This window comes from Burkholderia sp. Ac-20379 (assembly GCF_017104645.1).
Lineage (GTDB): Bacteria > Pseudomonadota > Gammaproteobacteria > Burkholderiales > Burkholderiaceae > Burkholderia.
The window spans coordinates 1-23635 of the sequence record NZ_JAAGPF010000067.1 but is presented as its reverse complement, the minus strand read 5'-3'; the positions used below and the strand labels follow the sequence as shown (position 1 = coordinate 23635).

Here is a 23635-nt window from a genome sequence, read left to right as displayed (position 1 = left end):
TCCCGAACGATCTCCGACGCCCGCGCCGCTCAGGCCGCGGCGAGTTTCGCGACGAGCGGGTAGAGCGAGGCCACCAGCAGCACGGCCATCGTCACGTTGAACGTGCGCAGGCGGCGCGGGTTCGACAGGAAGCCCCGCATGCTCTGGCCGAACGCGGCCCAGACGCTGATGCACGGAAAGCCCACGAAGATGAACACCACCGCCATGCCGATCGCGCTCGCGCCGTAGCTGTGCGAGAGCTGCACCGTGGTGGCGGCCGTCAGCACCATCATCCAGGCCTTCGGGTTGACGAGCTGGAACAGCGCGCCCTCGACGAACGTCATCGGGCGCGACTTGCCGTTGTTGGCGTTCACCTTGCCCGACGTGCCGATCCGCCAGGCCAGATAGAGCAGGTAGGCGATGCTCGCGACCTCCAGCACCGTATAGAGCACCGGCAACCGCGCGAACGCCTCGCCGAGGCCGAAGCCCACCGCGACCATCATGATCGCGACGCCGGTGCTGATGCCGACCATGTGCGGCAGCGTGCGGCGGAAGCCGAAATTGACGCCCGATGCGAGCAGCATCGTGTTGTTCGGGCCGGGCGTGATCGACGTGACGAGGGCGAACAGCATGCCCGCGGGTAGGGCGCTCAGGGTCAGGAAATCCATGGGGGGTGCCTCTTGGGACTGTTTTTGCGAAGCGAGTCGGTGAAGAGGCAGTGTAGCGACAGTTTTCTGTACGGTACCGGTACAGTTTGACTGGAAGGCGCCGGTACGAGGTGGGTGGGGGGTGGTTTTCGCTGATTGCCCGCTGTGTCATGACAAACCGAAACGCGCGGCTGGCTCGACCCTGGCCGCCAGTCGGGACACCCCCGTCATCGATCCGAACGCATCGCGCTCATGAAATCAAAACATCTTTTTGAGAATCATTTGCATTTAGATTTTCATTTCTTGCATCTGTCGGTAACATTTGTGAAAGCTGATTGATAGGCAACGGCTCACCACAACGGATACAGCAGACGGCATGAAAAGCAGCACGATTTGGGCAGCGGCAACGACGGCGGCAATGGTTGGGATGCCCTTCGCGGGGGAGGCGGGCGCGCAGGAGGCGCAGTTGAAGGAGGTGACCGTTTCGGGGAAGCGGTCGGCATCGGATTTCAGGCCGTCGACAACATCGGCCGCCACCCGCACCGAAGCCAATGTGATGGAAATCCCGTTCGCGGTCAGTGGCGTCAACGACAAGCTGATTCAGACGATTTCCGCGACCCGGGGCGACGATCTGTACGACTGGGTGTCCGGCGTGGTTCGCCAGAACAATTTCGGTGGCCTTTGGGACAACTATGCAGTGCGTGGCTTCGCCGGCGACGGCAACACGTCCGGTACGGACTATCTCGTCAACGGCTTCTCGTGGAATCGCGGCATCAGCGTGCCGCGCGACACGGCCGACATCGAGCGGATGGAAGTGCTGAAGGGGCCGGCATCGGCGCTTTACGGCCGCGGCGATCCCGGCGGCCTCATCAGCTACACCACCAAGCAGCCGCAGGTGAAGCGCGCCAATACCGTGAGCGTGTCCGCCGGAAGCTACGGCGCCACGCGCGAAACCCTCGATTCGACCGGGCCGATCACCGATGCGCTCGCTTACCGCTTCGTGGCGATGAACGAGAACAATGGCAGCTTCCGGGATACGGTCTCCAGCAAGCGCTACCTGTTCGTGCCGTCGTTCACGTGGGACATCGGGCCGAACACGTCGATTCACTACGAATTCGAAGCGGCGCGCCAGAGCACGCCGCTCGACCGTGGCGTGCTCGCGGCGAATGGGCAATTGGGCGTGGTGCCGTCGTCGCGCTTCTTCGGGGAGCCCCGCGATGGCGACTTCGACGTCCGCAATCTCGGACATCAGTTCACTATCGACCACCAGTTCAACAAGAACTGGTCCATCAACGCCGGCTTCGCTCAACGCGATACCGACATGACCGGAGAGTCGTCCGAGGCGTTCTCGCTGCAATCGGACGGCCGCACGCTCTGGCGCAGATACCGGCAGGTCGCGTTCCACTCGAATGACCTGCAGGGCCGAATCGAGCTTACGGGCAAGCTCCGCACCGGCGCGATCGGCCACACCCTCGTCATGGGTGTCGACGCCTATCGGTTCAACTACGACCAGTTCGTCGCGCGCTCGACGCCGACCGCCGCGGCACCGTATGCGCTCGACATCTTCGACCCTGTCTACGGCCAGCCCACGCCAATCCGCAAGACCGCAACCAATCTGCTCGAGCACGACAAAGGACAGGGCGCGTACCTGCAGGACACCGTTGCGCTCGGCTCGCGATGGAAGGTGATTGCCGGCCTGCGCTGGGACAATTTCGATCAATCGATCGACAACCGTCTGACCGGAAAAAACAGCAGTCAACGTCAAACCGCGGCCAGCCCCCGCTTGGGTATCGTGTACCAGGCCAGCCCGAATCTCTCGTTCTATGCCAACACCGCGTACTCGTTCCGGCCGAACAACGGGACAGACGTGTCCGGCAACGCGTTCTCGCCCGAGAAGGGGCATGGCTACGAAACGGGCGTGAAGTGGAGCGGCGAACGCTGGCTGACCACGTTGGCCGCGTTCTACGTGACCAAACGCAACGTTCTGACCGCGGACCAGGCGAACTCGGGATACTCGCGCGCCGCTGGCGAAGTGCGTAGCCGCGGGCTCGAGTTCGAATGGAGCGGCGAATTGGGCAGCGGCTTCCGCGGCATCCTCAACCTCGCATACGTCGATGCCGAAGTCACCAAGGATAGCGTGCTGACGGCAGGGGCTCGGCTCGCCGACATTCCGCGAGTGAACGGCAGCGCGCTGCTGATGTACGAAACCGCGGTGCCATTCGCGGAGAAGGCCGGTGCGGGCGTGGGCGTCGTGTACGTAGGCCGGCGTGCCGGCGATACGGGCGCAACGCAGGACGGCTTCGCCCTGCCGGCCTACGCCACCGTGCAGTTGAATGGCTACGTGCAGGTCAACAAGCACCTGCGAGCCTCGGTTGTCCTCAACAACCTGTTCAATCGCAACTTCTACGTCAGCTCCTACAACAACTTGTGGGTGGCCCCAGGCGCACCGCGCAGCGTGTTTGGAACGCTTTCGTATTCGTTCTGACGAGCCGCCAAACGGAACGCGGCGACACGTCGGATGTCGCCGATCCCTCGGTTGCCGCCTTGCGTTGCGCGGCGATCGAGGCTGGAACTCAGGCGATCCGGAACACCGATACGGCCGAGCGCAGCCGCGTCGCCTGCTCGTCCAGCGACGACGCGGCGGCCGCCGCCTGCTCGACGAGTGCGGCGTTCTGCTGCGTGACCGTATCCATTTCGGTGACGGCCTTGCCGATCTGTTCGATGCCGGTGCTCTGCTCGTCGGACGCCGCCGAGATTTCCCCCATGATGTCGGAGACGCGGCCGATCGACTGCACGATCTCGGTCATCCTCATGCCGGCCTCCTCGACGAGACGGCTGCCGCTGCCCACTTTCTCGACCGATACCTCGATGCGCTGCTTGATGTCTTTCGCCGCCGCCGCGCTGCGTTGCGCCAGCGAGCGCACCTCGGCCGCCACCACGGCGAATCCGCGCCCTTCCTCGCCGGCACGCGCCGCTTCCACGGCGGCGTTCAGCGCGAGGATATTGGTTTGGAAGGCGATCCCCTCGATCACGGCGATGATCTCCGCGATCCGCATCGATTGATCCGATATTTGCGCCATCGTTTTCACGACTTCCTGCACGGTCGCGCCACCGAGATCGGTCGCATTGCGCGCGCTGGCCACCAGGCCATTGGCGGCGCGCGCGTTCTCGGCGTTTTGCTTCACGGTGGCGGTGATCTGTTCCATGCTCGCGGCCGTTTCCTGCAGCGATGCGGCTTGCTGTTCGGTGCGCTGCGAAAGATCGAGGTTGCCTTGCGCGATTTCTCCGGTGCCCGCGGCAATCGAGTTCGTCGCGGATTGGATCTCGACGAGGGTGGCGGTCAGCCGTGTCTTCATTTCACCCAATGCCGTCAGCAGGCTGCCGGGCGCTGCCTTCGAGGCATCGAAATCCACGTCGAGGTTGCCGGTGGCGATTTGCGCGGCCACACGGGCGGCCTGCGCCGGCTCGCCGCCCAGCGTGCGCTTCACGCCGCGCAGCACGCCGAAGGCAATCGCCGCCAGCGTGGCGGCGATCGTCAGTGCGATCCCGCCGAACAAGGTGGCCAGCCGCATGAACGCGCGATCGATATCGTCGTAGAAGAATCCGGTGCCGATCCACCAGTCCCAGCCAGGGATCGACACCACACCCTGCAGCTTCGGCTCGGCCTCGGCATCGGGCGTGCGCTTGACCAGCACGTCGACGAGCGCGAAATGCGATTGCGCCATGCCCGAGCGATAGGCATCGCTATCGGTCTGACCGTCGGTGGTGTGATTGCCCTTGGCCCGGGTGCCGATGAACTTCGCGTTCGGATGCACGAGGTTGACGCCGTCGGAGGTCGTGACCCAGTAGTAGCTGCGCGTATCCGCGTTGAGCCGGGCCAGCGCCTCCTTCGCCTGCTGTTGCGCCTGATCGCGCGTCAGCGTGCCGCTCGTCTCCTGTTCGCGGTAGGCGTTCACGAGATGTTCGGCCTTCGTCAGAAGAATCACGACCTCCTCGCGGCGGCTCTCGACAAGCGCGCCGCGCAGGGTCTTCAGCGCGATGCCGGCCAGCAGCAGCACGCCTATCAGCGCGGCAATCACGAGGATGAGAAGCTTGGATGACAGTTTCATGGGGATTTTTGCGGGGGTTAACCTTTCAGTACATTTATCGGCGGGATGAGGGGGTTCTTGAGGACATTGCGCCGCCATGAAAATACGGATTGCTGAATGATTGGTATTTTGCTTCTGGTCGCTGATTCGGCCGTTCCGATCGGTACGCGCGTGAAACGCGCACCACGAGGATTTGCGCTTCGCAACGCGTTCGATTTCCCGGGCCTGCCCGTTCGTATTTGCTGGGTTGGCGTGAAGGGCCGCTATCGCCTCGGTCAATCGCTCCGGCAACTGCCTTGCTGATCGTGGAATTGCGCCAGCAGCGCTTGCTCCAGCACCAGATCGCCCGACAGGCAGGCGTGTCTGCCTCGACCGTCAGCCGCGTGCCGGACTGTCCCGGCTGAGCGACCTGCAACCGCGTGAACCCGTTCAGCGCTATGAGCACGAGGCGCTAGGCATCGACATCAAGAAGCTCGGTCGAATCGCGTGTCTTGGCTGACCTCCCCCCGACTAGCCGAGCGTCTAGACCTGGGGCTTTCCAGCCTATGGCATCAACACGGGCTTCGGGCGTTTGGCCAGCACGCACATTCCGAGCGACCAGCTCGAGCTTTTGCAGCGCAACCTGGTGCTGTCCCACGCGGTGGGGGTGGGTGAGCCGATGGCGCGTCCCGTGGTGCGCTTGCTGATCGCGCTCAAGCTGTCGAGCCTCGGCCGCGGGAACTCGGGCATTCGCCGAGTCGTGATGGATGCGCTGATTGCCTTGTTCAACGCCGATGTCTTGCCGGTCATTCCGGTGAAGGGCTCGGTTGGCGCGTCGGGCGACCTCTCGCCGCTGGCGCATATGTCCGCCGCGCTTCTCGGCGTCGGCGACGTGTTCGCGAAGGGCAAGCTGATGAGCGCTCGCGAAGGTCTCGAACTCGCGGGGCTGTCCCCGTTGACGCTTCAGGCCAAGGAAGGCCTCGCGCTCCTGAACGGCACGCAGGCGTCGACCGCGCTCGCGCTGTACAACCTCTTTGCGATCGAGGACCTGTACAAGACGGCCTTGGTTGCCGGCGCGTTGTCGGTGGATGCGGCAATGGGCTCGGTCAAGCCGTTCGATTCGCGCATTCACACCCTGCGTGGCCATCAAGGCCAGATCGATGCGGCCGAAGCTATCCTGACGCTGTTGAATGGTTCGGACATCAACGTATCGCATGCGAATTGCAGCAAGGTTCAGGACCCATACTGCCTGCGCTGCCAGCCGCAGGTGATGGGCGCTTGCCTGGACCAAATCCGGCACGCCGCCAACATCCTGCTCATCGAGTCGAATGCGGTTTCGGACAACCCGCTGGTGTTCCCGGAAACGGGCGAAGTGATTTCCGGCGGCAACTTACCGCATCAAACGAGCGCTCGCCTGCAGAAGGTCATGCGCGCCATCCGCAAGGATGTCCCGCACTACGACGCGGATCGTTACTTCGCTCCGGACATCGCGGCAGTTGCAAACCAGGTGACCGCCGGTCTCATCGCAAGCCACTCGCCGCTGTCGTTCGCCTCGGAAAGCCACACGAACTGAGGCGTGCGAGCACGCTCGGGAAGCGGCCGGTTCGCTGGCCGCTCGACAACTTCGCGGTGATGACGCCCGGCATGCGGCGCTTGTCGATGGTGTTCGCCGAGCATGGCGACACGCCGATTCGAGACGTGTTCGCCGGTGGCGAAAAGCGTGTGGTGCCGGGCATCATCGCGACCAAGAGGTGACGAACTCGGTCGAGCCCATCCCGCGCCAACTCGATACGGCCGTCGCGGCAGCGGCAAGGTTACCTGCTGCCTGGCTCGCGGAGCTCCCGCAATCGCCGGCTTGCACGATCCGTTTCCTCGACCAAGGCATCGCCAAGGAAGTCGAGAAACACGCGAGTGGCCGGCGCCATGAACCGGCGCGACGGCATCACTGCCAAAAGCCGGGGCGGGTGCACCCGGTATGAAGGTAAAAGCAAATGCAGCCGGCCGTCGGCAAGCGGCTGCTCGCACGCGTTGAATGGCACCTGCGCGACGAACCGGCCCGAGGTGGCCATTTGCGTGAGCAGCAACACATCGTCCGTTTCGAACGAAGGCGCGTAGGGAACCGACGTTCTGGAACCATCGCTGCCGATCAGTCTCCACTCGGGCTTGCGGCCGCCCTTTATCAAACGTCCTCCTGCCTGGACGTTCGCGAGGGATTCGATCGAATCGAAGGGCCCGTGTTCCAGGCAAAACGCCTTGCTGGCGACAAGCACCTGTTCGCTTGCGCCGAAATCGCGTATCACCAGGGTCGAATCTTCGACGCGGCTGCGGACTCGAAATGCGATGTCGTACCCTTCGGCGATCACATCGACTTGACGATTCGTCATGTCGAATTCCATGTGGATCTCGGGGTAGCGCGCATGAAATACGGGTAGCAGCGAAGCGAGAAAGAAGTTGCCGACGCCGGGCGGGCAACTGATCCGCAATCGCCCCACTGGCCGCGCACTCGCATGCCTTGCCGCGGCAAACGCGGCACGGGATGCCTCGACCATCACTTCCGAATGCTGAGCAACGATGAGCCCGACCTCGGTGGGCAAGACCGCTCGCGTTGAACGCTGTAACAAACGAACTCCGAGGTGTTCTTCAAGTGCCCCTATCCTGCGGCTAATCAGCGATTTGGTGATTCCTAACGCTCGGGCTGCTTGTGTGAAATTGCCGTGCTGCATGACTGCGGCGAACAAGGCGAGATCGTTGAGATCGTCCATGTGATGCGTATCTTGAGTCGAGCCCGGATTGTCTCATTTCTGGGACACAGTGGCTCGTCGATAAGATCTAGCATCGTGGCTGTGCGTCGATTACCTTAGGATGCAATTTAAAAAATCGACCGGAAGGTGAAAAAGACCATTCATCAGCCGGTTCACGCCTGCGGCCATGACGATGGCGCCGTTGATCGACGTTTCTCGTCAAAGAGTTCACTGCGAGTTTCCAGGTTTTCTTAATAATCGTAATCCATGCGGCATTGTGGAAACGATCGGCCGTCGTCGATCGGGTAACACGACAACAAAGCTAACTTCATATGAATCTTCAATCCTACACGCTTCGCGCACGCCTTTACATGGGGTTTGGCGTGATCCTCGCCATCCTGCTGATCGTGTGTTCGCTGGGTCTTTACAAGCTTAAGACACTGAACGACAGCATCGTTGCGGATGTCGACTACGGTGCGAAGGAGAACGGTGAACTGAGTCAGGCTTCGGCGTCCGCCTTCGGCGCGTCCATGGCGATGCGCAACCTGATCTTTCTGACCGATGCCAAAGATCTGTCGAATGAAAAATCCGATTTCGATGCCAGGATTCAGGATTACGAAAAGGCATATTCAAGTCTGGCTACGCTTTTCGACCATGACCCGACGACAGCCGATGAAGAACATGCTTGGATGTCGAAAATATCCGATGCTTACGTTGCCGCAATGCCATCGATAAAAAAAGTCGTGCAGCTGGGTCAAACAAATGATCCCGATGCGGCTCGGTATCTCATGACGGAGGCGGGGCCGGCTTTCGACAAATGGATCGAGATACTGCGTCGGTTCGAACAATATGAATTGCAGTCCAGCACCGCGAATGCGGAAGCCGCGCATGCCACCTACCGCACGGCCGTCACCTTCATGCTGAGCTTCGGCGCCGTGTCCATCGCAGTGGCATTGCTTGTCGGCTGGCGTATATCGAGGAGCATCGAGCGCCAACTGGGAGGCGAGCCTGCGTATGCGGCGGCGCTCGTCGCGCGTTTGGCGGACGGAGATTTGACCGCCGATGTCGTGCTCCGGAACGGGCTCGGCGGCAGCCTGATGCATTCGATGGCTTCGATGCGGGACAAGATTGCGGCGGCTGTCGAAGCCATCCATTTTTCCACCGACCATGTCACCACGGCGGCACGGGAGATTTCCGCGGGAAACATCGATCTGTCCGCGCGCACGGAGGAACAGGCGGCCTCGCTGGAGCAAACGGCCGCGAGTATGACCGAACTGACGCAGACGGTCAGAAACAACACCGAAAACGCCAGGGAAGCGAACGCGTTGGTATCGAATGCCACGAACATCGCCACGGCAAGCAGTGCGGCCGTTCAGCATATGGTGGCAACGATGAGCCGCATTCACGAGAGCTCGCGGAAGATCTCCGATATCACCAGCGTCATCGAGGGCATCGCATTTCAAACGAATATTCTGGCGTTGAATGCGGCTGTCGAAGCCGCGCGCGCGGGAGAATCAGGCCGGGGGTTCGCGGTTGTGGCCAGCGAGGTCCGCAGCCTCGCGCAACGTTCCGCCGTGGCGGCAAAGGAGATCAAGGAGTTGATTGTGCTGTCGGTGCAGTTGGTTTCCGAGGGGGCGCAACAGGCGGATGAAGTGGTCGCAAAAGTCGATGAAGTCAATCGATCGATTCGCTCCGGCGCAAGCTTGGTTGCGGAAATCTCCACGGCATCATACGAGCAGGCAAAGGGCATCGAGCAGATCAATGAAGCGATCGGCCAAATGGATCTCGTTACTCAGCAGAACGCCGCATTGGTTGAGCAGGCAGCGGCAGCCGCGAGTTCGCTCAACGAGCAATCCCTCAGGCTGTCCGATGCCGTATCGGTGTTCAAGGTGAAAGGGCGGCAAGCGGCGTAGCCGCGATTGAAGATATGGCGTGCAATGGAGTGAAAGGTAACGAGAGCAGGTAAGAAGCGGGAAACAGCAGAATTGAAAAATATCACTATCGCCCGGCAACCCATTACCGATCGAAAAGGTTCACTCTACGGGCACGAACTGCTTTATCGCGGAAACGCCGCCAGCGTGAATCAGCAGTTCGACGGAATGCGAACCACGCTTTGCGTCATCGAGGCTTCCCTCGGTGTAATTGGATTGCAGGCAGTAAGCCGGCAGGGATCTTATTTTCTCAACTGCACGACGGAGTTTTTGAAATCGCCAATCGTCGACATCTTGCCGAGCGATCGCTTCGTGCTTGAATTGTTGGAGACATGCGAACTGAATTCGCTGCTCTTCGCGCGTTGCGAGGCGCTCAAGGCAAAGGGGTTCCGGTTGGCGCTGGATGATGTCCGGTGCAGGACGGCCGCCATCGATGAATTCCTTCCGGTGATCGATGTCGTGAAGGTCGATTGGCCTCACGTTGGTGCGGAAAAAAGATGTGAGCTAATTGAACATTTCAAGGAAAGAGGCAAGGTGATATTGGCCGAAAAGATAGAAACCCGCGAAGATTACGGCGAGGCCATGCGGTTGGGTTGCGATCTATTTCAGGGGTACTACTTTTGCATGCCCGAGGTTCTGTCTTCCTCGGCGCCTCGGACCGATCTGGCCGTCGTGTTGGATGTGATCCGCAAAGCGACATCGGGGGCCGATATGCGGGAAATTCAGCGGTCGATCGAGCGTGCGCCTGCGCTGTGCGTGCAGATCTTGAAATTCGCCAATGCGGCGAATGTCGGCCGGCTCAATGACCGGCAGTACACGTCAACGTTGCATGCGCTTGCGATTCTTGGCTCGCGGCGCATCGTTCATTGGTGCGTGGTCGCGCTCTACGGCGGGGCTTCGACGGTTGGCCTCGATCCATTGGTCGATTTGGCATGTCAGCGCGCTACCTTGGCTGAAGAATATCTCAGGCGCATTTCAAGGTGCGAGAACGAAGTGCAGAGCGGGAGGCTCGTGGGCCTATTGTCGTTGGTGCATGTCAGGTACGGCTTGGAAAAGAAGGCGTTCTGGGATTCTGTTCCCGTGACGGAGTCGGTGAAGTCCGCAATTTTGGACGCCCGCGGGCGGCTCGGAGATGCATTGAACTATGCGTTGAGCTTTGAGGTGGGCAGTCGAGATCACATCGCTCCGCTTTAGGCGGTCTTGAAACTTCGGTCCCACCCATCGATTCGATATGCTGAATTCATTCATGGAAGTGAGCATCGAACCGCGGTGACGAGGCGTGGACGCCTTGGCGTTCCGCCGCCGCACTGTTGCACTGCCGCGCTGCGCATTGAGCTCCATCGAGGCTCCCATTATTTCTTCGATCCGAGGGCCTGCAGCGGGCAAGGTATAGAACGCCTCATCCAAAAAATCATGACCAACCACTAGACGACTGGTCTAATCGATGCTACAGTCTCGCTCCATGAACTCAGCCGCCGTCCGCGAAACCTTTTCCGATACCCGCGAGGGCATCATCTCCGTTGGCCAGACCTTGATGGCGACCCGGGGGTTTTCGGCCGTCGGATTGAACGAGATCCTGGCCGCCGCGGGCGTGCCGAAGGGCTCGTTCTACCACTACTTCGGTTCGAAGGACGCATTCGGCGAAGCCTTGCTGAACAGCTATTTCGACGACTATCTGGCCGATCTCGACGTCACGCTGGCCGCGCCGGGGCAAACCTCGGCGCAGCGCCTGATGACGTACTGGCAGCAGTGGCGCTCGAATCAGGCGTCGTTCGATTGTCAGGGCAAGTGCCTGGCGGTCAAGCTGGCCGCCGAGGTCGTCGACCTGTCGGAAACGATGCGCGCGGCGCTCGATCGCGGCACCTCGGCCATCGTGGCCAAGCTGACGGTCGCGATCGAGGCCGGGCGCGGCGACGGCTCGCTGTCGTTCGACGGCGAGGCCGCGCAGGTCGCGCAAAGCCTGTACGAGTTGTGGCTGGGCGCAAGCATTCTGGTCAAGATCGTCCGTAGCATGCAGCCGTTCGAAACGGCGCTCGTGACCACCCGCAAGATCCTGGGTATCGCCGGCTGATCCCGGCGCCCAACGCAGCACTTCTCGCGAAGTGCTTTTTTTGACGCTGAATCTAGACGACTGGTCTAATTTAAGGCGCCGTTTATCTCGAAGGAGCGATACACCATGAAGATCCTGATGGTTCTTACCTCGCACGACCAACTGGGCAACACCGGGCTCAAGACCGGCTTCTGGCTCGAAGAACTGGCCGCGCCGTATTACGTGTTCAAGGATGCCGGCGCCGAGATCGTCCTGACCTCGCCGAAGGGCGGCCAGCCGCCGCTCGATCCGAAGAGCAACGAGCCGATGTTCCAGACCGAGCACACGCACCGCTTCGAGGCCGATGCGGCCGCCACGCGGCAACTGGCGGCCACGCTGCCGCTGAACGGCATCGACGGGGCCGGCTTCGACGCCGTGTTCTATCCGGGCGGCCACGGCCCGCTGTGGGATCTGGCGGAAGACGCCAATTCGATCGCGCTGATCGAAGCGTTCATCGCGGCCGGCAAGCCGGTTGCGCTCGTCTGCCATGCGCCCGGCGTGCTGCGCCACGTGAAGGCCGCCGACGGCCGCCCGCTGGTCGACGGCAAGCAGGTCACCGGCTTCACGAACACGGAAGAAGATGCGGTGCAACTGAGCGACGTGGTGCCGTTCCTCGTGGAAGACGAGTTGAAGAAGAACGGCGGCCGCTTCTCGCGCGGCGACGATTGGGCGTCCTACGTGGTGCAGGACGGGCTGCTGATCACGGGGCAAAACCCCGGCTCGTCGGCCGAAGCCGCGGCGCGCTTGCTCGCGCACCTCGTGAAGGGCGGCACGGCCTGAGCGTTCGCCCGCCGTCCGGCGGGCGCGGCCGGCACATCGCCGCGCCCGTCCGCTTCATTTATTTCGTCATCCGAATCGAAATCGTCATGCAACGACAATCCCTCTTCGAGCCCGTGGCGCTCGGCCCGTTCACTCTCAGGAACCGCATCTTGCTGCCGCCGCTGACGCGCCAACGGGCGAGCCGCGACGGCGACGCGGCCACCGCGCTGATGGCCCGCTACTACCGGCAGCGCGCCGGCGCGGGGCTGGTCGTCAGCGAAGGCACGCAGATCGAGCCGCGAGGCCAGGGCTATGCCTGGACGCCGGGTATTTACAGCGATGCGCAGATCGCCGGCTGGCGGCAAGTGACCGAGGCCGTGCACGACGCGGGCGGCGTGATGTTCGCGCAACTCTGGCACGTGGGGCGCGTGTCGCATCACGCGCTGCAGCCCGATGGCGGCGCGCCGGTCGCGCCGTCGGCGATCCGGGCCGAGAAGGTGCGCGCGTTCATCGCCACCGGCCCCGACACGGGCACGCTCGTCGAGCCGCCCGAGCCGCGCGCGCTGGAGCGGCGCGAGATCCGCGAACTCGTGACGCTGTACGCGCAGGCCGCGCGCAATGCGATGGCGGCCGGTTTCGACGGCGTCGAGATCCACGCGGCCAACGGCTACCTCGTCAATCAGTTCATCTCCGAGCACGCGAACCGGCGCGACGACGAATACGGCGGCTCGCTCGAGAACCGGCTGCGCTTCCTGCGCGAGATCGTTGCGGCGGTGGCGGCCGAAGTGGGCGCGGACCGGATGGGCGTGCGCTTCACGCCGTTGTTCGAAAGCACCGATCAGGATCGCGTCTATATCGGGCTGGTGGAAGCCGATCCGCACGCCACCTATATCGAGGCGATCAAGGTGCTGGAAGCGGCCGGGGTGGCGTACGTGTCGATCGCTGAGGCCGATTGGGACAACGCGCCGGACCTGCCCGACGCGTTCCGCCGCGACGTGCGGCGCGTGTTCTCGGGGCGGATTCTGTATGCGGGCCGCTACACGGCCGAGCGCGCCGAGCGGCTCGTCGACGCGGGGCTGGCGGATCTGGTCGGTTTCGGCCGCCCGTTCATCGCGAACCCCGATCTGCCCGAGCGGATCGCCAACGGTTGGCCGCTCAACGCGCTCGATGCGCCGACGCTGTATGGCGGCGGCGAGCAGGGCTACGTGGATTATCCGGTGTACGAAGCGGCGGCGTGCGACGCCTGAATGCGTCGTAGCGGCCTGCTCACAGCCGCCGGCGGGACAGCACGAATTTCTCGAGCTCGGCGCAGGCGTGCTCGATGTGCTTCTTCAGCAGCGCGGCCGCGCCGCGCACGTCGCCGATCTTGCAGAGGCGTACGAGTTCGGCGTGCTCCTCTTCGGCGCGGCGGCAGCTTTCGGCGCTCAGCGACAGTTGCAGCCGCGTATAGCGGTCGGTCTGCTGCAACAGGCTCGTGACGATCGCCAGCGTGCGCGGCTGCTCGGCGCGCGACATCAGCACGTCGTGCAGCTTGGTGTTCAGTTCTCCCCAGCGATTCGAATGCTGCGCGTCGAGCTCGTGCTTGTATTCGGCGAGGATCGCGTCGAGTTCCAGGAAATCGTCGGGCGTGAGCCGAGGTGCCGATTTCTTCAGCAGCAGCGGCTCGAGCAGCCCGCGCAGCATGAACAGCTCGCTGATCTCGTCGATCGACAGTTCGGACACCACCGCACCCTTGTGCGGCACGATCCGCACGAGCCCTTCGCCTTCGAGCTGTACCAGCGCCTCGCGCACGGGGATGCGGCTGATGCCCAGCTCGGCCGCGAGCGCGTCCTGCCGAAGCTGGAAGCCCTCGGGCAGTTCGCCCGACATGATTCGGCGGCGAAGCTCGTCGGCCGCCCGTTCCGCAACGGTGGTGGCCGAAAACCGGGGGGCGGGTGCTGTGGAATTCATTGCGGAAAATCGTCCGTATCGTGGGGCGGGGGCGAGCGGACGAAGCCGTTGCCGTCATGCTGAACGCATATTGTATAAAAACGCGGCCGCCGCCTGTGAGCGATTCGGGCGGAAAAGCAAAACGGCCAGCTTGCGCTGGCCGTCGGGAAAGACACGAGGCGGTGCGGCGGCCTCGATCCCTTGCCGTTACGCGCTGACTTCCTTCGACCAGCCCGCGTACCACGTGCGGAACAGCGTGTACTGCGTTTCGGCGTAGCGGCGCTGCGCTTCGCTCAGCACGTCCGTTTCGTTGAAGTGCAGCGTGTATTCCTTGTCGCCGTTCAGGACCATCAGGTACTTGTAGTAGAGGACCAGATCGGTGCCTTCGTCGAACGAGGACAGCACGGCCAGCGCGGCTTCGAGCTCGCGCGCCTGGCGGCGGGCGACCACGTCGCCCTTCGCGGCCTTGCCGCACAGGTCCACCAGTTGCAGCACTTCGCGCGGCAGCGCGTTGCCGATGCCGGTGATCGCACCGGTGGCGCCGCAATTGACGAAGCCATGGAACACCTGCGTGTCGACGCCGGCCATCAGCGTGACGTTGTCGTCCTGGCTCGTGATGTGTTCGGCCGCGTAGCGCATGTCGGCGGCGCCGCCGAATTCCTTGAAGCCGATCAGGTTCGGGTACTTCGCGCGCAGTTCGAAGAACAGGTCGGCGCGCGTCGCGAAGCCGTAGTACGGGCTGTTGTAGATCACGGCCGGCAGGGCCGGCGCGGCTTCGAGGATCGCCGAGAAGTGCGCCTTCTGCGCCGTGGCCGACGAGCCGCGCGACAGCACGCGCGGGATCACCATCAGGCCGCCCGCGCCCACCTTCGCGGCGTGCGCGGCGTGCGACACGGCTTCCTTCGAATTCACCGCGCCGGTGCCGACGATCGTCGGGATGCCGGCGCCCACCAGGCGCGCGACGCCTTCCTGGCGCTGCGCTTCGCTCAGCAGCGGCCAGTCGCCCATCGAACCGCAATAGACCACGGCGCTCATGCCGATGTCGATCAGCTCGCGGCCCTTCGCGACGAGCGCGTCGTAATCGGGCTGGCGATCGGCGGTGCAGGGCGTCATGAGGGCGGGAATGGTGCCCTTGAAGATGTTGTCGCTCATGGTGTTTCCTTCGGCATTCGTTAGAGGATTCGGCTGCTGCGGCAAGAGGCAATCGGTCTGCCCCGTCGGCTCGGTGGGGCATGCGTTGCACGTCGTGATCCCACGCCGGCATAGTAGCGTACGCGGATATTTTATACAAAATATTTCTGAGGATCGCGCTCGGATGCTTGTTGGATACGTCTTATATCCATGATTTATATGAATTTGTGGATTTTGTTGGGTGATTCTTGTGGAGGAGGTTTGGGGATATTTTATGCAATTGGATGGCGTGTCGACAGCCGGAACGCAGGCAATCCGGGTTGCCGGTATGATCCGCGGCCGGCCTTCCGCAGGCCCTGTCCTTCACACGCTCAACCCATGCCGATGGTTCGATGACCGACCGCTTTGCCAACCGAAAGCGCGCGATCGCGCTACTGCTTTTCCTGTCGTTGCTGTTGGCCGCCGCGACGGCCTACCTGCTGCGCCCGCGCTACACCCCGGCCGAGCGCGATTACTACACGGCGCTGTTCTGCCACGCCATGACGACCGGCAGCCGCGATCCGGACAAGACGATGCGGGCCATCGTCGAGAACGGTAACGCCGATTACGCCCTGAGCAAGATCGAATACAACGCGCCGGCCGCACGCGATGCGATGTCGCGTTTTGCGAAGCTCGACGCCGCGCAGCAGCGCACGGCGGCGCAAGACAGCGCCGATTGCGAGCGTCTGCTGGGGTTGGCGGGGCGCTGAACCGATGGCGCTGAAAACGGCGCGATCTTGCCTTTTATATTCGATTGGGAATGAATAGCGTCCTCTCATTCGGCATTGCCAATCGACGGTTTTGATCCGACCAATGCGCACCGCGCGATCGGCCCGGTTTCCCTCAAGTCCGCCATTTCCGCGCCGTTATGCGTGAGGTGCGGCGGCGCTCTGTCGATTGTCCCGCCCGCGAACGACGCGCAGCGAGCCGCTTTCGACGTACCGCGCCAGCGCGTCCCGATCCACTTTTGACGATCCCACATGCGTTGCAGATCCACGGCCTGGCCGCTCGCGTCGGCGGCTTTTGCCGCCCTCGCCATCCACTCTCCGGCGGCCCTGGCCGACGAGCCTGATTTCCTGACTCCGCGGCTGACCTCCGGCAAGCTCCTGTTGACCGGCGGCGTGTCGCAGATCGAAGGCTCGGCGGGCGGCGGCTTGACGCCGTGGGCGGTGATCGGCGGCTACGGCACGGCGTCGCAGGTTGGCGCCAACGTGCACGCCACCTATGTGCGCACCCAGGATTTCGCGCTGACGACATACGGCGCGGCGATCGGCATCGGCAATCGCGTCGAGTTGTCGGTGGCGCGCCAGGAGTTCGACACGCGCCAGGCCGGCGCGCAGCTCGGGCTCGGTTCGGGCTTCAAGTTCAGGATGGACACCATCGGCGTGAAGGTGCGCCTGTTCGGCGACGCGATCCTCGATCAGGACACCTGGGTACCGCAGGTCGCGGTGGGCGTGCAGTTCAAGCACAACGAGCAGGGCAACGTCGTGAAGGCGGTGGGCGCGACCAGCGATTCCGGTACGGACTTCTATCTGTCGGCCACCAAGCTGCTGCTCGCGCAGAGCCTGTTGCTCAACGGCACGCTGCGCTTCACGAAGGCCAATCAGTTCGGTCTGCTCGGTTTCGGCGGCGACAAATCGAACAGCTATCACCCCGAATTCGAAGCATCGGCGGCGTACCTGTTCTCGCGCTACTTCGCGCTCGGCGCCGAATACCGCACCAAGCCGAACAACCTCGGCTTCGCGCGTGAGCAGAACGCCTACGATGCGTTCATCGCGTGGGCGCCGAACAAGCTCGTTTCGCTGACGCTCGCCTACGTCATGCTCGGCGACATCGCCACGTTCCAGAGCCAGCGCGGCCCGTACGCCTCGCTGCAAGTGGGGTTCTGATCATGACGCTCCGCACCTTGAACCGTTTCGTCGCCTGCGCCTCGATCGCGCTGGGCCTGATGTTCGCTCCCGCCGCGCACGCCGACGACGCGCTGTACCAGCAGTTCGGCGGCCAGCCCGGCCTCGTGAAGATCATCGACGATTTCTACGACCTGCTGCTGGTCGATCCGCGCACCAAGGAATACTTCGACGGCGCGCCGATCAAGCGCATCAAGCAGAAGCTCGCCGAGCAGTTCTGCGTGCTGCTGGGCGGCCCCTGCGTGTACACGGGCCGCACCATGAAGCGCTCGCACGAAGGCCAGAACATCGATCGCGCCGCGTTCGATGCGCTGATCGAGGATCTGCAGACGTCGATGGACAAGCACGGCGTGCCGTTCCGCGCGCAGAACAAGCTGCTGGCGAAGCTCGCGCCGATGTATCGCGACGTGCAGGATCGCGAATGAACGCCCCGGCGCACGCATCCAGGACGTTGCACACACAACCTCTTTCGTTTGACACCGGCACCATGGCAAAGCATTCCGACAATCGGCGGTTCCTCGCGCGCGGCGCGATCGGCGCGGCGGCCTGCTGGCTCGCGCTGCATGCGGCCGCGGCGAACGCGGCGAGCATCGACGTGAGCGTCGTCGACCAGAACGGCGCGCCGCTGGCCGATGCGGTCGTCTATGCCACGCCGTCGAGCGGCAAGCTGCCGCCCGCGAAACCGGCCAACGCCGTGATCGATCAGATCAAGCGGCAGTTCGTGCCGCTCGTGTCGGTGGTGCAATCGGGCACGTCGGTCAAGTTTCCGAACAAGGACAACTTCGAGCACGACGTGTATTCGTTCTCGCCGGCCAAGAAGTTCGAACTGCACCTGTATCACAGCACGCCGGCCAGCCCGGTGGTGTTCGACAAACCGGGCCTGGTCGTGATGGGCTGCAACATTCACGATACGATGGTCGGCTACCTGATGGTGGTCGATACGCCGTGGTTCGCCAAGACCGACGCCGCCGGCCATGCCACGATCGACAAGCTGCCGCCCGACGACTACACCGTGACGGCCTGGCACTACCGCCTCGCCGACGCGAAGACGCTGCCGGCGCAGAAGCTGCCGGCGGGCGCATCGGCTTCGTTCAAGCTGAACCTGTCTGCCCAATAGGCGCTTCATGCAATTCCAAAGCCTGCGCGCTCAGATCGCAATCGTTGTCGTGACGCTGATGCTGGTGGCCCAGCTCGCGGCGTTCGGCGTGATCAGCACGGTCATTCGCGAGAACGCGCGCAGCAACGCGAATCAGCAATTGGTGGTGGCGGAACGTGTATTCCATCAGGTGCTGCGTTCGAACGGCGAAAAGCTGACGCAGGCCGCGAGCGTGGTGGCGGCCGATTTCGGCTTTCGCGAGGCCGTGGCCACGCACGACGAGAACACCGTCGTATCGGCGCTGCACAACCACGGCGCGCGGATCGACGCCGACGTCGTCATGCTGGCCGATCTCGACGGCAAGCTGATCGCCGACAGCCGCGGCGACACGCAGGCGAGCGTGCGGTTTCCGCTGAGCAGCCTGATTCAGGCGGCGCGCGAGCAACACGACGCCTCGTCGATCGTCGCGGTCGACGGCAAGCTGTATCAGGTCGTGGCCGTGCCGGTCAAGGCGCCGATCACGATCGGCTGGGTGGCGATGGGCTTCGTGATCGACGACGCGGTCGCGAAGGAAACGGCCGCGCTGACCTCGCTCGACGTCTCGTTCCTCGACCGCCGCCCCGATGGCCGCTGGAACCTGCTGGCCACCTCGCTGCACGACAAGGATCATGTTCGCGCGAGCGTCGCCAACACGGCCGATCGCGATTACGCCACGCGGCTCGTGATGCTGCAATCGAGCGGCGAGCCGGCCGCCGTCATGCTGCAGCGCTCGCTGCGCGATTTGATGGCGCCGTATCTGCATCTGCAGACGACGCTGCTGATCATTACCGCGCTGGGCGTGTTCTTCTCGGTGGTGGGCAGCATGCTCACCGCGCGCAGCGTGACGAAGCCGATCGCGGCGCTGGCGCGCTTCGCGAGCCGGGTCGGGCAGGGCGAGTACAACGAACCGATCCAGGTGACGCGTCACGACGAGCTGGGCGAACTGGCCAAGGCGTTCAACCACATGCAGGCCGCGATTTCCGAGCGCGAGCAGCATATCGTCGAGCTGGCCTACACGGATCAACTGACGGGGCTGGCGAACCGCGCGCGCTTCAACGATCGCCTGCAGGAAGCGATCGATCTGGCGAATGGGGGCCGCAAGGCGTCCGACCAGGTGTTCAGCGTGATGATGATGGATCTCGACCGCTTCAAGCTGGTCAACGACACGCTCGGCCATCCGATCGGCGATCTTCTGCTGTGCGAAGTGGCGGCGCGCCTGCGCGCCGCGCTGCGCCGGATCGATCTGGTCGCGCGCCTCGGCGGCGACGAGTTCGCCGTGCTGCTGCCCGGCTATTCGAGCGCGGATGCCGAGCGCGTGGCCGCCGGCCTGCTGAAGACGCTCGAACAGCCGATCACGATCGAAGGGCAACTGGTGGACGTGGGCGCGAGCATCGGCATCGTCGCGTATCCGCAGCACGGCACCGACATGAACGCGCTGATGCGCCGCGCGGACATCGCGATGTACGTGGCGAAGCGCGCCAACGCCGGCTACGCGCTGTACGACAAGAAGCACGACCAGAACAACGCGGAACGGCTGTCGCTGATGAGCGAGCTGCGCCAGGCCGTCGAGCACGATCAACTGACGCTGTTCTACCAGCCGAAGCTCGATCTCGCGACGGGCATGGTGAAGTACGTGGAGGCGCTGGTGCGCTGGGAGCATCCGACGCGCGGCTTCGTGGCGCCCGATCAGTTCATTCCGTTCGCCGAACAAACCGGCTACATCAAGGTGATCTCGCAATGGGTGGCCGACAAGGCGATCGGCCAGATCGCCGCGTGGGAGGCGATGGGCATTCATCTCGCCGTGTCGGTCAACGTGTCGGCGCGCGAGCTGATTCAATCGACGCTGCCCGATACGTTCGATGCGCTGCTGAAGAAGCATGGGGTGTCGCCGGACATGCTGTGGATCGAGATCACCGAAAGCGCGATCATGGACGATCCGAACCACGCGATCGAAACGCTCGACCGCCTGCATGCGCTCGGCATTCATCTGGCGGTGGACGATTTCGGCACCGGCTATTCGTCGCTGTCCTATCTGAAGCGCATGCCGATCGACGAGCTGAAGATCGACAAGTCGTTCGTGATGGGCATGACCGAACACAAGGACGACGAAACCATCGTGCGTTCCACCATCGACCTGGCGCACAACATGGGGCTGAAGGTGGTGGCCGAAGGCGTGGAGAGCGAGGAGGTGCTGACGCGCCTGCGCGAATTGCGCTGCGATCTCGTGCAGGGCTATTACCTGACGCGTCCGCTGCCGCCGCTGAAGCTCGAGGCCTGGCTCGACGATTGGGCGATTGCCTGAGGTTTCGCGGGGCGCTGCCCGCCATGCCGAAGGCTTCGTTCAGCCTCGAATCGGCTTGCGATTTAATTCCTGTTTCGATTATTTTTAATTGATTAGAAAGTTAATCGCTTTCATTTGTAGGAAACCTCAACGATTTAACAACATCCCTTAAACAACGCTTCTTTTTACAAAAAGATACGTTATATCATATCGCGCCATTGACCGATCCGGCGCGTGTGTCCTGTCCCGCATGCTGCCGAGGTCGCCGCCGAACCCCTGTTACCGCGCGCCTTCGACCATGAAAACACCTGCTCCCCACCCTCGCGCCATTCTGCTGGCCGTGGCGGCTCTCGTCTCGCAGTACGCCCATGCGGCCCCGCCCGCCGCGGCGCTGGGCGGCGTGGTCGTGGATTCGGCCGGTGCGCCGGTCGATGCGGCCAACGTCGTGCTGAAGGACGCCAATGGCCACGACGTCGCGCATCTGGCCACGGATGCGAAGGGCCGGTTTGCGCTGGCCGCCGTGCCGGCGGGCACGTACACGCTGGAGGTGTCGTCGTCGGGGTACGACTCGGTCAAGCGCACGGTCAGCCCGTCGGATGCGCATCCGGCCGATATTTCGGTCACCTTGCCGTTCGACGCCGCGCTGGTCGACATGAAGGCGGTGCAGGTCACGGCGAAGCGGCTCGACGCCGCCCGCAACGGCCTGCTGCCCGAAACGGGCAGCAGCATCTACCGCATTTCGAGCCAGGACATCGACGCGATGCCGCAAGGCGCCGATACGCCGCTGAACCGCGTGCTGCTGCAAGCGCCGGGCGTGGCGAACGATTCCTACGGACAACTGCACGTGCGCGGCGATCACGCCGATCTGCAATACCGGATCAACGGCATCCTGATTCCCGAGCCGATCAGCGGCTTCGGCCAATCGCTCGACACGCGCATCATCGATCACGTCAATCTGCTGACGGGCGCGCTGCCGGCGGAATACGGCTATCGCACGGCGGGCATCGTCGACATCCACACCAAATCGGGCGAGGAGCTGGGCAACGGCGGCTCGATCGACGTGTTCGGCGGCAGCCATCAAACGCTGAAGACGAGCGCCGACGTGTACGGCAACCAGGGCAAGCTCAGCTATTACTTCTCGGGCTCGCTCGGCGTCAACAACCTCGGCATCGAAGCGCCCACCTCGTCGCCGAGCCCGCTGCACGACCACACGCGCCAGGGCGACGCGTTCGGTTATCTGTCGTACGTGCTGAATCCGCAAACGCGCGTGAGCTTCATGTTCGGCACCACCTCGAATCAGTTCGAGATCCCGAATACGCCGGGCCTCACGCCGAACTTCTCGCTGGCCGGCACGCCGAGCTTCGATTCGGCCAACCTGAACGAAACGCAGTCCGAACTGAACAACTTCGCGGTGGTGGCGCTGCAGGGCACGGTCGGTACGGCGCTCGATTACCAGGTGGCGTTCTTCACGCGCTACACGCGCACGCAGTTCAACCCCGATCCGATCGGCGACCTGATCTACAACGGCGTGGCGTCGCAGGATTTCCACAGCGACACCGCGAACGGCATTCAGGCCGATACGACCTACCGCCTGAACGAGCATCACACGCTGCGCGCCGGCCTGTTCCTGCAGCAGGAGCACGCCGAGTTCCGCGACAACGTGTCGGTGTTCCCGACCGACGCGGACGGCAATCAGAGCGCCGACGTGCCGTTCTCGATCCCCAGCGCCGACAGCAAGACGGGCTACCTGTACAGCGCCTATCTGCAGGACGAATGGAAGATCAACTCGCGCCTGACGATCAACTACGGCGTGCGTTACGACGGTATGGATCAGTACGTCACGGCGAACCAGTTGAGCCCGCGCATCGGGCTGGTGTTCAAGGCGGCCGAGGGCACGACGCTGCACGCCGGCTATTCGCGCTACTTCACGCCGCCGTCGTTCGAGCTGGTGTCGAGCTCGACGATCGGCCGCTATGCGGGCACCACCAACGCCAGCGCGATCACGCAGAACGATGCGGTGCAACCCGAGCGCGACGATTACTTCGATATCGGCGTGATCCAGCAGGTGGGTTCGGACCTGACGTTCGGCATCGACGGCTACTACAAGAAGGCGCACAACCTGCTCGATCTCGGCCAGTTCGGCAGCGCGCTGATCTACACGCCGTTCAATTATCAGTACGGCAAGGTGGCCGGCCTCGAACTGACGGCCAACTACAAGCACCGCAACCTGTCGGCCTACCTGAACGTGGCGTTCAGCCATGCGATGGGCAAGAACGTCAACTCGGCGCAGTTCAATTTCGATCCCGACGAGCTGGCCTACATCTCGAACCACTGGGTCAACCTCGACCACGATCAGCGCGTGACGATCTCGTTCGGCGGCGCGTACACGTATCGCCAGACGACGTTCTCGTTCGACGGCATCGTCGGCAGCGGGCTGCGCGAGGGCTTCGCGAATACTGGCAAGCTGCCGTGGTACGAGCAGGTGGACGTGTCGGTGGTGCAGCGCCTCGATCTGCCGTGGATCGGCAAGGTCGACGGCCGGCTGGTGCTGGTCAACGCGTTTGGCGATTCGTATGCGCTGCGCGACGGTTCGGGCATCGGCGTGTTCGCTCCGCAATACGGCCCGTACCGCGCCGTGTATGCGGGCGTGACGAAGTACTTCTAAGCATCGCGTCGCGGCTTACGGCACGAAGGTCTGCAGGCGCGCGGCATGCGCCTCCAGGCCGTCCAGCCCGAGGTAGTGGCTGAGCTTGCCGCTGCGCACGCGTTTGGCGCTGTCGAGCAGGCGGGCGAGCAGGGCGTCGCGGGCGCCGCGATAGGCGGCGTCGGCATCCTTGCCGTGCGCGCTCAGCGCCGCGTGGATCAGGCGGGCGCTGTCGTCCGCGCCATAGGCCACGCATTGCGCCATGGCCGCCGCGTCCGGTGCGGCGCCAGCCGCGAGCAGTGCCCGGATCAGCGCGGCCGGCACCGCGCCGGCCAGGCTGGCGAGTGCATCGCCGC

18 protein-coding genes and 3 pseudogenes are annotated in these 23635 nt (G+C 63.5%); 15 read left to right on the top strand and 6 right to left on the bottom strand.

What is annotated here, in order from left to right; translation table 11 throughout:
• Nucleotides 1–29 precede the first annotated feature (29 nt).
• Entirely contained in the window at nucleotides 30–647 is a 618-nt protein-coding gene (locus G3N92_RS11915) for a LysE family translocator (protein ID WP_206127670.1), read from the bottom strand.
• Nucleotides 648–1044: 397 nt separating this feature from the next.
• On the opposite strand from G3N92_RS11915, the gene G3N92_RS11910 reads away from it, so the two are divergent.
• A complete protein-coding gene (locus tag G3N92_RS11910) occupies nucleotides 1045–3111 on the top strand; it encodes a TonB-dependent receptor (RefSeq protein ID WP_241014742.1) in 2067 nt (688 codons plus the stop codon).
• 88 nt (nucleotides 3112–3199) lie between these two features.
• On the opposite strand, the gene G3N92_RS11905 is transcribed toward G3N92_RS11910, so the two are convergent.
• Complete coding sequence (locus G3N92_RS11905; RefSeq protein WP_206127681.1) at nucleotides 3200–4735, bottom strand: methyl-accepting chemotaxis protein; 1536 nt, start codon at nucleotides 4733–4735, stop codon at nucleotides 3200–3202.
• 245 nt (nucleotides 4736–4980) lie between these two features.
• On the opposite strand from G3N92_RS11905, the pseudogene G3N92_RS11900 reads away from it, so the two are divergent.
• The 3 genes and pseudogenes from G3N92_RS11900 to G3N92_RS35330 form a co-directional block, all read left to right on the top strand.
• Nucleotides 4981–5201 (top strand): annotated as a pseudogene (locus G3N92_RS11900) (IS481 family transposase); the annotation flags it as partial.
• A 51-nt stretch (nucleotides 5202–5252) separates the two neighbouring features.
• Nucleotides 5253–6266: pseudogene (locus G3N92_RS11895) on the top strand (aromatic amino acid lyase); the annotation flags it as partial.
• 56 nt (nucleotides 6267–6322) lie between these two features.
• Nucleotides 6323–6448 (top strand): hypothetical protein, encoded by a 126-nt coding sequence (locus tag G3N92_RS35330; protein ID WP_277396160.1) that lies wholly within the window; start codon nucleotides 6323–6325, stop codon nucleotides 6446–6448.
• Nucleotides 6449–6507: 59 nt separating this feature from the next.
• On the opposite strand, the gene G3N92_RS11890 is transcribed toward G3N92_RS35330, so the two are convergent.
• Nucleotides 6508–7455 (bottom strand): LysR family transcriptional regulator, encoded by a 948-nt coding sequence (locus G3N92_RS11890; protein ID WP_206127668.1) that lies wholly within the window; start codon nucleotides 7453–7455, stop codon nucleotides 6508–6510.
• A gap of 311 nt (nucleotides 7456–7766) precedes the next feature.
• Here G3N92_RS11890 and G3N92_RS11885 point away from each other — a divergent pair, with 311 nt between their 5' ends.
• The 5 genes from G3N92_RS11885 to G3N92_RS11865 all read left to right on the top strand — a co-directional run bounded on the left by G3N92_RS11885 (nucleotide 7767) and on the right by G3N92_RS11865 (nucleotide 13460).
• Nucleotides 7767–9347: a methyl-accepting chemotaxis protein gene (locus G3N92_RS11885; RefSeq protein WP_206127667.1), complete on the top strand. Its 1581-nt coding sequence runs from the start codon at nucleotides 7767–7769 to the stop codon at nucleotides 9345–9347.
• Nucleotides 9348–9419: 72 nt separating this feature from the next.
• Nucleotides 9420–10559: an EAL domain-containing protein gene (locus G3N92_RS11880; RefSeq protein ID WP_206127666.1), complete on the top strand. Its 1140-nt coding sequence runs from the start codon at nucleotides 9420–9422 to the stop codon at nucleotides 10557–10559.
• Between the two features lie 268 nt (nucleotides 10560–10827).
• Nucleotides 10828–11436, top strand: coding sequence for a TetR/AcrR family transcriptional regulator (locus G3N92_RS11875; protein WP_206127665.1), 609 nt, complete (start codon nucleotides 10828–10830; stop codon nucleotides 11434–11436).
• 105 nt (nucleotides 11437–11541) lie between these two features.
• Entirely contained in the window at nucleotides 11542–12234 is a 693-nt protein-coding gene (locus G3N92_RS11870) for a type 1 glutamine amidotransferase domain-containing protein (protein ID WP_206127664.1), read from the top strand.
• An 86-nt stretch (nucleotides 12235–12320) separates the two neighbouring features.
• Nucleotides 12321–13460, top strand: a complete 1140-nt coding sequence (locus G3N92_RS11865) for an alkene reductase (protein ID WP_206127663.1) — start codon at nucleotides 12321–12323, stop codon at nucleotides 13458–13460.
• A gap of 19 nt (nucleotides 13461–13479) precedes the next feature.
• On the opposite strand, the gene G3N92_RS11860 is transcribed toward G3N92_RS11865, so the two are convergent.
• Nucleotides 13480–14163 (bottom strand): GntR family transcriptional regulator, encoded by a 684-nt coding sequence (locus G3N92_RS11860; RefSeq protein ID WP_206127662.1) that lies wholly within the window; start codon nucleotides 14161–14163, stop codon nucleotides 13480–13482.
• 186 nt (nucleotides 14164–14349) lie between these two features.
• Nucleotides 14350–15294 carry a dihydrodipicolinate synthase family protein gene (locus G3N92_RS11855; RefSeq protein ID WP_206127661.1) on the bottom strand — a complete coding sequence of 315 codons (945 nt, stop codon included), beginning with the start codon at nucleotides 15292–15294 and terminating at the stop codon, nucleotides 14350–14352.
• A 371-nt stretch (nucleotides 15295–15665) separates the two neighbouring features.
• On the opposite strand from G3N92_RS11855, the gene G3N92_RS11850 reads away from it, so the two are divergent.
• The 6 genes from G3N92_RS11850 (at nucleotide 15666) to G3N92_RS11825 (ending at nucleotide 23300) form a co-directional block, all read left to right on the top strand.
• Entirely contained in the window at nucleotides 15666–16022 is a 357-nt protein-coding gene (locus G3N92_RS11850; RefSeq protein WP_206127660.1) for a hypothetical protein, read from the top strand.
• A 270-nt stretch (nucleotides 16023–16292) separates the two neighbouring features.
• Nucleotides 16293–17201, top strand: coding sequence for a DUF3034 family protein (locus G3N92_RS11845; RefSeq protein ID WP_206127659.1), 909 nt, complete (start codon nucleotides 16293–16295; stop codon nucleotides 17199–17201).
• A gap of 2 nt (nucleotides 17202–17203) precedes the next feature.
• Complete coding sequence (locus tag G3N92_RS11840) at nucleotides 17204–17644, top strand: group 1 truncated hemoglobin (RefSeq protein WP_206127658.1); 441 nt, start codon at nucleotides 17204–17206, stop codon at nucleotides 17642–17644.
• A gap of 62 nt (nucleotides 17645–17706) precedes the next feature.
• Complete coding sequence (locus G3N92_RS11835) at nucleotides 17707–18336, top strand: methylamine utilization protein (protein ID WP_241014741.1); 630 nt, start codon at nucleotides 17707–17709, stop codon at nucleotides 18334–18336.
• A 7-nt stretch (nucleotides 18337–18343) separates the two neighbouring features.
• Nucleotides 18344–20656, top strand: coding sequence for an EAL domain-containing protein (locus G3N92_RS11830; RefSeq protein WP_206127657.1), 2313 nt, complete (start codon nucleotides 18344–18346; stop codon nucleotides 20654–20656).
• A gap of 277 nt (nucleotides 20657–20933) precedes the next feature.
• Nucleotides 20934–23300 carry a TonB-dependent receptor gene (locus tag G3N92_RS11825; protein ID WP_206127656.1) on the top strand — a complete coding sequence of 789 codons (2367 nt, stop codon included), beginning with the start codon at nucleotides 20934–20936 and terminating at the stop codon, nucleotides 23298–23300.
• Between the two features lie 15 nt (nucleotides 23301–23315).
• Here G3N92_RS11825 and G3N92_RS11820 read toward each other — a convergent pair.
• Nucleotides 23316–23635, bottom strand: a pseudogene (locus G3N92_RS11820) (SMI1/KNR4 family protein); the annotation flags it as partial.